This is a genomic window from Pseudomonas sp. P4_C3 (assembly GCF_056402075.1).
Window position 1 is genome coordinate 1 of sequence record NZ_JBFUIC010000159.1, and the last position, 9,957, is coordinate 9,957.

Here is a 9,957-nt window from a genome sequence, read left to right on the forward strand (position 1 = left end):
CCTTCAGTCTCGACCCGCTCGGCAATCAGCGGCAAATCAATGCTGTGCGCCGCTCGCTGGATCGCCTCGATGAACAGGCGTTTATCACTCTCCAGGTCAATGGCCCGAATATAGCTGCCGTCGATCTTCAAGTACGCCAGCCCCAGCCGTGCCAGGTTGCCGATCATGCTGAAGCGGCCACCAAAACGTTGCAGGCTCAGGGAGAAGCCGAGTTCGCGCAGGCGCCGGGTCAACTGCTCGAGCACCGCCTGGTCAGGCAGTTGCTCTTCGCCAATCTCCAGGGTCAGGCGCGGGCCCAGGTTGGAATGCGCACGCAGTATCTCGAAGATTTTGTTTTGCGCCTGCGGGTCGCCCAGGGTCGCCGACGACAGATTCAGCGCCAGAGACTCCTCATGCTCGCTCATTTGCTCCAACACCCGTTCGAGCATCAGCCGATCCAGACGCGCAGTCCAGCCGAAGCGCTCCAGCCATGGCAAAAAATGCCCGGCGGGGATGGTCTGGCCGTGTTCGTCGAGCAGTCGCGACAGTACTTTGTAATGCAGTACCAGTTGCGTGTCCTGGGCGGCCACTACCGGTTGGAAATACAGCTCGAAACGTTGCTGAGTCAGCGCCTGGTCGAGCATGCGATGCCAGGCGTGGTGATCGTCGCCGACACTGGCCGAGAGGCTGTGTTCGATACAGGCCCAGTTCTGCTCGCCCTGACCTTCGGCCTGCGCCAGCGCCTGATCGCCGAGGCTGAGCACGGCTTGCGGCGAGTCGCGGTGAGCAAAAGGCGCCAGGCCGATAGACGCCACGGCAGCCACATCGGTGGCGCCGGTAGCGTGCAGACTGGCCAAGGCACTATCGAGGTTCTGTGCCAGTTGCAGCGCCTCTTCACGTACCAGCCCCGGCGCAAGCACGGCAAATTCGCCACCGCGGATACGGGTCACCAGGTTCTGGGTTTCCGGATATTTGGCGCACTCGCGAGACAGTTGCTCACCGACGGCCTTGAGCACTTCATCGGTGCGCTGGCCGCCGAGGCGCTGGTTGAGACCGGCCAGATCCTTGACCCGCAACAGCAGCAGGTAACCCGAACTGGCCTGCTCCGGGTTGCTCACCCGCGCATTCAGTTGCATCTCGAAATAACGCCGGTTCGCCAACCCGGTCAATGAGTCCTGATAGGACTCGACCCGTAGTTTTTCACTGCGCTCGGCCTGCTCCTGGAACAGCGCCTTGAGCTTCTCGACCATCTGGTTCATGGCCTGCACGACCCGGCGAAGTTCGGGGGTGCGCGGCAGTTCCGGCAGGCTGAGGAATTCCCGCCGGGCGATGGCGTGGGATTGTTGGACCATGTAATCCAGTGGCCTCAATTGCTGACGCAGCAACAGCGCGCCGAGTACCGCACTGACCGCGCCACATAGCAGCAACCAGCCCAGGCTGCCCAAAGCGCTTTGCCACAACTTGGCCTGCGCGAACATCGGGTGGCTGACCACCTCGACCCGGGCAGCCTGCTCCCAGCCGCGGCTGACGATCGCGTCACCACCGGCGGGTTCCAGGCCGATCAGTTTGACGAACCAGTCCGGAACGTTGTTCACCGCCGGGATACCCGTGCGCTCAACCAGGGTCTGGTCGGTCTTGAGATCGACCACGCGGATGCTCGCGTAGTAACCGCTGTCGAAAATCGAGCTGACCAGCAACTCGACCATCGCCGGGTCGTCGATATTCGGTGTCAGGGAAAGTGCCAGCGCCGTCGCGGCGTCCTGGGCATGGGAGCGCAACTGGTTGACGTACTGAGTGCGCGAGCTCTCCAGACTGACCATGAAACTGCCGGTGAAGGCGACCACCAGGAACAGACAGATAGCAATCAACAGCTGTTTGAACAAAGACATCTGAGCGTGTGCTCCTAGTTGGTCGTCTCGACCGGGAATCCTTCGGCCTGCATCTTTTTCAGCAGATCCTGCCAACGCGAAAGGCGTTTGGTATCGCCGACCTTTTTATTGCCCTTGGCGTCCGGCAGCCACACCCCTTCCGCATTGAAAGAGTAGACCGGCAGCAAATCCTTTCGCTGGCTGGCCGGCTTGATTGCATCAATCAGGCTGTCGAGCACCAGGGGCTCTGCTTCCGGACTTGAGTAGTAGGTCAGCACCATGTGCGCGCGATTCCGGGTCAGTGCCTTGACATAGGTAATGCGCAGCTTTTCACTGGCTACACCGAGGTGACGCAGGCTAAAGTACTTGGCAATCGCGTAGTCTTCACAGTCTCCGGCGCCTTTCCAAAGGGCTTCGATCGGGGTTTCCCAGTAATCGACTTCGTGCCACAGGTCGATGTCTTCGACGTATCGCAGTTGTTTATTGAAGAAGCGATTGACCACATTGAGTTGTTCCAACTCGCCGATCTGCTTCTGGCTGGCCAACAAGTGTTGCCAATCATTAATGCGCTGCTGACCTTCTCCCAAAGGTCCGTACAATGCCTGCGCCCGCCGGCTGATCAGGGAAAAGTCCCAATCGGCGCTCAAGCTGCCCAGCATCACGCCAGCCAGCAGCAATGCGCTGCACAGCCAGCGTAAAATCCGCGGGATCGTTAAACTTGCCGCCAATGCGAGGCATCCTGGATAGGCAGGAGGGAGTCATTTGAATGGTGCAGGTTAGACCGGAAAAAGACAATGGCACAGTGCAATCACTGGCGGCGCGCTAAACTGCAAGAAAGGCACTCGTGAACTTGTTTGACAAGCCGTCAGTCAATTACTAGTGTCGCTTGGATCCAAAAAATTCCATCAATCAGGGTGCGTTTAGTGACACAAAAGCCCAACCCTCTCAGCAGTATCAAGGTCAACGGGCCGATTCCCGCTCATATGGCACGCTCGGTGATCGAAGAAACCCTGCGCGCAGCCATACTCGACGGGCGCATTCCTTGCGGTGCGGCCCTGCGCCAGCAAGACCTCGCCGACCTGTTCGGCGTCAGCCGCATGCCCGTACGCGAAGCCTTGCGCCAGCTCGAAGCTCAATCGTTGCTCAACGTGATTGCCCACAAGGGCGCCGTGGTCGCGCCGCTGGTCCAGGGCGACGCCGTGGAAACCTACGCGCTGCGCATCCTGCTGGAATCCGAAGCCCTGCGTCTCTCGGTGCCACTGCTCCAGGACAGAGATCTCGAACAGGCTGCCCGTTACATCGACGAACTCGAAACGCAAAACGACTACACCGAAATCGGACGGCTCAATCGCCTGTTCCACATGGCGCTTTACAGCCGGGCGCCCAATCGCCGGCTGTTGAAACTGGTCGAAGACGGCCTGATCGAAGAAGAGCGGTTCCTGCGTTTCAACCTGGAAGCCATGGGCCTGGGCAAATTGTCCCAGGACGACCACCGGGCACTGTTGCGGGCCGCCGAAGACCGGGACGTCGAACGCTCGATGAAACTGCTCGAACATCACCTGAACCGAGGGGTCGAGGTCATTACGCGCTACCTCGACAGCCCTGAAGTACAGACCAAAAACACGTCGAAGTAACCTGCAGCGGCAAGCCCGGGGAGGCACACCGAAAGGTTCGCCTCGCTTGCCGCACATTCCTCCGAATGTGCATGCGAATAATTTGATTACAAACCCCCTGTGCTCATACCACACCACCCTCGCGACGCCATACCGCAACCCAATGCCTTGCCACCTTCAAACCTGACCATCGCAACGATTGCGTGGTGCCTCAGTAATGGCGGCCGCCTTGATTTGCGCCCACTCTGKGTAACCAAGACAAAATAAAACGGGGGACTCGCCGTGCGAATGGCGTAGCCCCCGCCCCAAGAAGCGAAGGAAGGAGCCTCATTACGGGAACGGAAGGATCGGCATCACTCGCGACCTGCTTCCACCCCCTCAGACACCCCCAACGACGCCCGATAAAAAGTTACTTCGAGTGAGGCATTCACTCTTTATTCAATTCTGACTTATATAGGTTGGAAGGAGTAACTACGCCCAAATAAAACCAATATAAAAAGTTTTATTGGAACTTGTCATCTTTCAAAAAGTTGAATATTAAAATAATAGCAAAACAACTTGATCAACACTTTATATGTGTATTAGTTTTTCTTCGCCGCCAGCCACAAGTGACAGCAACGCCTTGGTTACTCGGCATCTATAGCACTGAAAAAGATCAATTCGTTTGAGGTACCCGTTCGCCAGGAGAAAACTTCCAGCGAACTTCAGTGCTTGATTACTTCTCACCTCAGATCACTTACAGGCTCATCCATGAAACCAACTAAAGAACGTCTGCTTCAAAAAAAATCCGAACTTAGCGAACATCCGATTTTCTCTGAAATACATTCGCTTGCGGTCCTGCGACGCTTCATGGAAACCCACGTGTTTGCCGTATGGGACTTCATGTCGCTGACCAAGCGCCTGCAACAGGAGCTGACTTGCGTGCAACTGCCCTGGTTGCCGCCACAGGATCCCCAGGCAGCGCGGTTGATCAACGAGATCGTGCTGGGTGAGGAGTCGGATGACCGCCCGGCCCAAGGTCATTACAGCCACTTCGAGTTGTACCTGGATGCAATGCGCGAAGTCGGCGCCTGCACCGTTGCCATCGAACGCTTCGTGACCCTGCAGCAAGAAGGCGTGAGCTACGACGTGGCCTTGCAGAGCGTCAACGTCGATCCGGCGGCCGCAAATTTCGTTCGCCATACGCTACACACAGCACTGCATGCGCCGGGTCACAGTGTGGCGGCGGCGTTTCTGCACGGTCGCGAGAGCGTTATCCCGCGGATGTTCCAGCGCATCCTCGACGATTGGGGCATCGGCATCGAGCAGGCGCCGACCTTCCGTTACTACCTCGAACGACACATAGAAGTCGACTCCGAGGACCACGGCCCGGCAGCGGAAAAGCTCCTGTCGCGATTGGTCGATAGCGACCCGCAACGGCAGGAAGACGTGTACGCCAGCGCCATCGCTGCCGTGGAAAGTCGTATCGCCCTGTGGGACGGGTTGCGCCTGAGCATGAACGAATCCGTCACGGAGGTGAGCGCATGAACGCCGCCGACTACCAATCCTTCGCCGACGCCTGGGAAAGTCGCGCGACCATCCGCACTCGCCCGCGCCGCGTTCTGGAGAACGACGACAAACTGATCTACCCCTTGAGCCGCCAACCGCTGGTGCTGAGCGAAACCTTTCTGCGCGAATGCCCGGAACAGCGCGACTTCGCCCTGGTGCAGACGCTCTACAAGTTCATCAACGATGTGGTGATTTTCGAAACCGAGATCGTCGACAAAACCGCCCGCAGCATCGCCAAGAATCGCTTCGCGTTCGAGTTCCCGTTCGCCTGCCGCTACGACGCCATGACGGTCGTGGTGGACGAGGATTACCACGCACTGGTGGCGATGGATTTCATGCAACAGACCATCGCGTTGACCGGCATCCCCCCCATTGAATTGCCGGATGAGATCGAGCTGAGCCGGGCGATACCGGCGGCCGTGGCGCGAGCACCGGAGCACCTGCGCAGCGCTGTAGAGCTGATCTGCGTGGCCATCGCCGAAAACACCGTGACCGGTGATGTCGCTGCGTTCGCCAAGGACGACACGGTCAAGCAATCGATCAAGGGCCTGATGGCCGATCACCTGCTGGACGAGGGCCGTCACTCCGGTTTTTGGGCGCGACTGGTACGCATCTACTGGCATACCGCAAGTGCAGATGACCGCCAGTACATCGCGCAGATCCTGCCGGTATTCATTGGCCATTACCTGACCAACGACATCCAGAAATCCTTCGACTTCCGATTGATCGACGCACTGCAGATCAACGACGCGGCGCGTCACGCACTCAAGAGCGAAGTGTCGGCAATGGCCTTCCCGATCAATCGCCATCACCCGCTGGTGGCCAACATTGTGCGGTTTTTCCACAGCAGTTCGCTGCTCGATTCGCCGTGCGTACAAACCGCCCTCAGCGACTATCTGGTTTGACGAGGAGCCCTTCATGAGACGTCTCGACATTTTGCTCACCGGAAAAAGCCAGGCCCTGACCGACCTGGCGCTGGAACTCGAACAACACGGTCACTCACTGACGCGGATCTGCGCGCTCGACGATATGCCTGGACAGGCTGATCTGCTGATCGACGATGGCACACCGTTTCAGTACATCGGGGATGCGCAACGACTGACATTGCAATTGGGTCTCGGCCTGGCACAGGCCTCCGGTCTGCCATCGCTGGACGTGTTGTGCTGCCACGGCTCAACGCTGCTGACCCGTGTACCCATTGCCGATGAACCGTCGGGTAACGGTCAGGTTTTGCGTATGCAGGCGATGACAGCACTGGTTGACCACGTGGCGCTGCTGGTCAGCCGCTACTCGCGCGATGCCGACTATTTTCGACATGCCGTACCCGCCGTACCCGCCCGCTTCGAGCGCATCGAGAGCCTGCGGTTCCTGGACAGCCTTGCGTTCGTGCATCGCCTCAATGGCACCGCCGACCCACGGCTGCAGCAACTGGCGCAAACGCCGATGATCGAAAGGCTGGAACAACAATTCATCCAGAGCGCCGACCACCCGGCCTTGAGCATCGCTGGCAATACCCTCGAGTATCGCCAGCTACACGCCCATAGCCGCGCCATCGAGCAACGTTTGCGACCGCTGCTGGATCAGCATCAAGGCCCGGTAGTCATCGGAATCTGCCTGCCCAAATGCAGTGCGCTGTATGCGGGAATCCTGGCGATCCTGGGCAGTGGCGCGGTGTACTTGCCGCTGGAGCCGAGCCATCCGATACAGCGTCAGCAGTACATCCTGTCGAACGCCGGCGCGGTGTTGTTGCTGCATGACGGCGAGCATCCCTTGGCGAGCGAGATGCCAGGGCTGGACATCAGCAGTATCGACGTCTATGACGCAGACCTCACTCAACCGTTGATGCGCCAACGCCCCGACCTCGATGCACCCTGCATGGCGCTCTACACCTCGGGCACCACCGGCCATCCGAAGGGCGTGCTGCTCAGCCAGGCCAACCTCGCGCACTTCACCCACTGGTACGCCGACTATATGCAGTTGACCGGACAGAGCCGGGTGTTGCAATTTTCTTCGTTGAGTTTCGACTCATCGCTGATCGACATCTTCCCGACCTTGTTACAAGGCGCCGAGCTGATCGTGCCCGGTGATGACCAACGCCGCGATCCGCTGCAACTTGTGGAACTGATTCGTCATCGACAACTGACCCACGCCTTTTTACCGCCCGCCTTATTGAGCATCCTGCCACTGGAGCAGTTGCAGTGCCTGGATCATGTGATGACCGGCGGCGATGTCTGCGAGCCGTGGGTCATCGAGCAACTGAGCCGTCAGGGCAAGCTCTACAACCTCTACGGGCCGACCGAAGCCACGGTGCTGATTACCGCGCGGCGGCTCCAGGCGGGCGACAACAACCGCTCGCTGGGTGCGCCGATCGCCAACAGCCAGGTGTTGATTCTCGATGATGACTTTCAACCGGTGGCCGAACAGACCGTCGGTGAGTTGTACATCGCCGGCCCGGGTGTGTGCCTGGGTTACCTGAACAACCCGCAGCAAACCGCCGAGCGCTATCTGGACCTGAACTTGCCTGACGGCCGGACCCTGCGCGTCTATCGCACCGGGGACATGGCGAAGTGGACGGCTGATGGGATCGAACTCTGCGGTCGGCGTGATAATCAGGTGAAGATTCGCGGCTTCAGGGTCGAGCCGGAAGAGATTGAGCGCTGTCTGCGCGACAGCCAGCTGTACCGCCAGGTTGCCGTGGTCATCGATAGCCAGCGACGGATTCTGGCCTTCCTTGCCCAACCTCAGGAAGACCTCCCCGGCACCGCTCGCCAAGCGTTGAAGGCCCACGCGACACAGCACCTGCCGGACTACATGCACCCCGTTGCATGGACCGAGCTGGCAAGCATGCCTTACGCCAGCAATGGCAAGGTCGACCGCAAGGCGTTGCTGGATCTGCCCGTGAGCGTCACCGATAACCCTTCACGGCGCCTGCCCGGCAACGCCGATGAGGCCCTGCTGCTGGACATCTGGGCCAAGTTGCTGGAGCTGCCGGCGAGCGACATTTCCACCGACGAAAGCTTCTTCAATCTGGGCGGGCACTCGATCCTGCTGTCACGCATGCTCCTGCGACTGCGCGAAGAATTCGGGCGCAGCATATCGATCAACCGCTTTATCGAACTGCCCACCATCACCAAACTGGCGACTCTGGTGCGCGGCTCCGGCAGTGAAGAGGTACTGAGCGAACAGGCCCTGCGCGATGCCTTCCGCGAACTGGATATTCAGCCGTTGCCCATCAGCCGCATGGGCGATGTGCACAAGGTGATCGTCACCGGCGCCAACAGTTTTGTCGGTGTACATATCGTCGAGGCGTTGCTGGCCTGGGGGGCCAGCGAAGTCGCCTGCCTGGTTCGTGACGGCAATGGGCAATCGGCGGACGAACGCTTTGCCCAGGCGCTGCGGGAGAACCGTCTGGAGCATCTGGAGATGAGCCGGGTGAGGGTTTACGCGGCGGACATAACGCGGCCGCAACTCGGTTTGGCGCCCGAGGCTTACCAGCGACTGGATCGAGAATTTGGCGCACTGGTGCACAACGCGGCCAACGTCAATCACGTCCTCGATTACGAGTCGCTGGCGCGGGACAACGTCGAGCCGATTTTCGAATGTTTGCGTCTGTGCGAAGGGCGCAGCAAAAAAATCTTCAATTTCGTCTCGACGCTCTCAGCCTCCAGCACGATATCCGCCGAAGGCCGAGTGCTTGAGTTGCCAGCCGCCCCGACACCACCCATCTACATCAAGAACGGCTACAACCTGTCCAAATGGGTCGGCGAGCGAATCCTCGAACGGGCGCGGGGGCTTGGGGTTCGGGTCAATCTCTACCGTCCCGGCAACATCAGCTTCAACAGCCTCACGGGTGTGTGCCAGCCACACAAGAACCGCCTGATGCTGATGCTCAAGGGCTCGATCCAGCTTGGCCAGGTGCCGGAATTCGCCTTGAACTTCGACCTGATGCCGGTGGACTTTCTCGCCCGATTCATCGCCTTCCACGCCAGTCGTTATCAACCGGAACAGGCTGTGTTCAACCTGCACAACCCCGAGCCCCTGAGCTGGGACAACTACGTGGCGTCCTTCCGCGAGGCAGGGCGTGAGTTCGCGATGGTCAGCGTCGCCGACTGGCAACAGCAACTGGGTCGGGTCGACAGCGACAACGCGTTGTTCGGCGTGCTGGGGTTCTACCTCAACGGCTTTGAGGAGGACATCGGCGACATCTCGATGATCGGGCACGACAACGCCCAGGCCGGCGTTCGGCTGATGGGTGCGCACTACCCGCAAAAGTCCCCGGCGCTGCTGCGTCGCGGCTGCGACTACCTCAAAGAAATCAACTTCATCTGACTCAACCCCAACGGAGCAAAACCATGAGTACTCTGCAACCCGATACCCTGATCAAAAACCCTCAAGGCTGCCACGTGGTGTCCTCGGTGGACGTTCCCGCCGACGCTKCGCAGGTATGGGCCGTAGTCGGTAACTTTGCCCGCTTCGATCGCTTCATTCCGGCACTGTCGCACATCGAGATGACCGGTGATGGGGTGTCATCGCTACGTAAAAAGTTTTTCAAGGACGGCAACCTGGTGGTCGAACAACTCAACTCTCGGGACGACCAGGCACGGCACATGACCTGGACCACCATTTACAACACCCTGGGTGTGGCCAATCTGTGGGCAGCGATGAGCGTTGAACCACTGAATGCGGGCAAGTCCCGAGCCACCTGGACCATCATCGCCGAACCGGCGCAGGGCGCCGCCGAGGCGCTACCGGGCTTCAAGGATTTCGTACAGGGTTTTGCCGATGATGCGATGAACAACGTGCTGAAACTGTTTGCCTAAAATGTGAAAAAGCCCGTTGTGGAGAGGCTCCGCAACGGGCTTTTCCGTACCCCTGAAACGACGAAACCCCTGTCTGCGTTAGCAGACAGGGGTTTCGGAATTCAATCTTGACGATGACCTACTCTCACA

General features: G+C 59.3%; 7 protein-coding genes. 5 read left to right on the top strand and 2 right to left on the bottom strand.

Translation table 11 applies throughout. The features are described 5' to 3' along the window. Both lapD and lapG read right to left on the bottom strand, forming a co-directional pair. Window positions 1–1,868, bottom strand: a 1,868-nt coding sequence (gene lapD, locus AC1DVH_RS20750) for a cyclic di-GMP receptor LapD (protein WP_477755372.1), incomplete at its 3' end; no start/stop codon positions are given. Between the two features lie 14 nt (window positions 1,869–1,882). Continuing rightward, window positions 1,883–2,575, bottom strand: coding sequence for a cysteine protease LapG (gene lapG, locus AC1DVH_RS20755; RefSeq protein WP_477755373.1), 693 nt, complete (start codon window positions 2,573–2,575; stop codon window positions 1,883–1,885). 195 nt (window positions 2,576–2,770) lie between these two features. Here lapG and AC1DVH_RS20760 point away from each other — a divergent pair, with 195 nt between their 5' ends. The 5 genes from AC1DVH_RS20760 (at window position 2,771) to AC1DVH_RS20780 (ending at window position 9,828) form a co-directional block, all read left to right on the top strand. After that, window positions 2,771–3,481 carry a GntR family transcriptional regulator gene (locus tag AC1DVH_RS20760; RefSeq protein WP_477755374.1) on the top strand — a complete coding sequence of 237 codons (711 nt, stop codon included), beginning with the start codon at window positions 2,771–2,773 and terminating at the stop codon, window positions 3,479–3,481. A 729-nt stretch (window positions 3,482–4,210) separates the two neighbouring features. Further along, window positions 4,211–4,987, top strand: a complete 777-nt coding sequence (locus AC1DVH_RS20765; protein ID WP_477755375.1) for a DUF3050 domain-containing protein — start codon at window positions 4,211–4,213, stop codon at window positions 4,985–4,987. Further along, entirely contained in the window at window positions 4,984–5,913 is a 930-nt protein-coding gene (locus AC1DVH_RS20770) for a diiron oxygenase (protein WP_477755376.1), read from the top strand. Before AC1DVH_RS20765 ends, AC1DVH_RS20770 begins: the two co-directional genes overlap by 4 nt. A 13-nt stretch (window positions 5,914–5,926) precedes the next feature. After that, window positions 5,927–9,337: a non-ribosomal peptide synthetase gene (locus tag AC1DVH_RS20775; RefSeq protein WP_477755377.1), complete on the top strand. Its 3,411-nt coding sequence runs from the start codon at window positions 5,927–5,929 to the stop codon at window positions 9,335–9,337. Window positions 9,338–9,360: 23 nt separating this feature from the next. Beyond that, window positions 9,361–9,828, top strand: coding sequence for an SRPBCC family protein (locus AC1DVH_RS20780; RefSeq protein WP_477755378.1), 468 nt, complete (start codon window positions 9,361–9,363; stop codon window positions 9,826–9,828). Window positions 9,829–9,957: the final 129 nt, after the last annotated feature.

Excerpts from the sequence above, each read along its gene's own strand:
- AC1DVH_RS20765 (WP_477755375.1), top strand. The coding sequence starts at position 4,211 with ATGAAACCAACTAAAGAACGTCTGCTTCAAAAAAAATCCGAACTTAGC.
- AC1DVH_RS20770 (WP_477755376.1), top strand. The coding sequence starts at position 4,984 with ATGAACGCCGCCGACTACCAATCCTTCGCCGACGCCTGGGAAAGTCGC.
- AC1DVH_RS20775 (WP_477755377.1), top strand. The coding sequence starts at position 5,927 with ATGAGACGTCTCGACATTTTGCTCACCGGAAAAAGCCAGGCCCTGACC.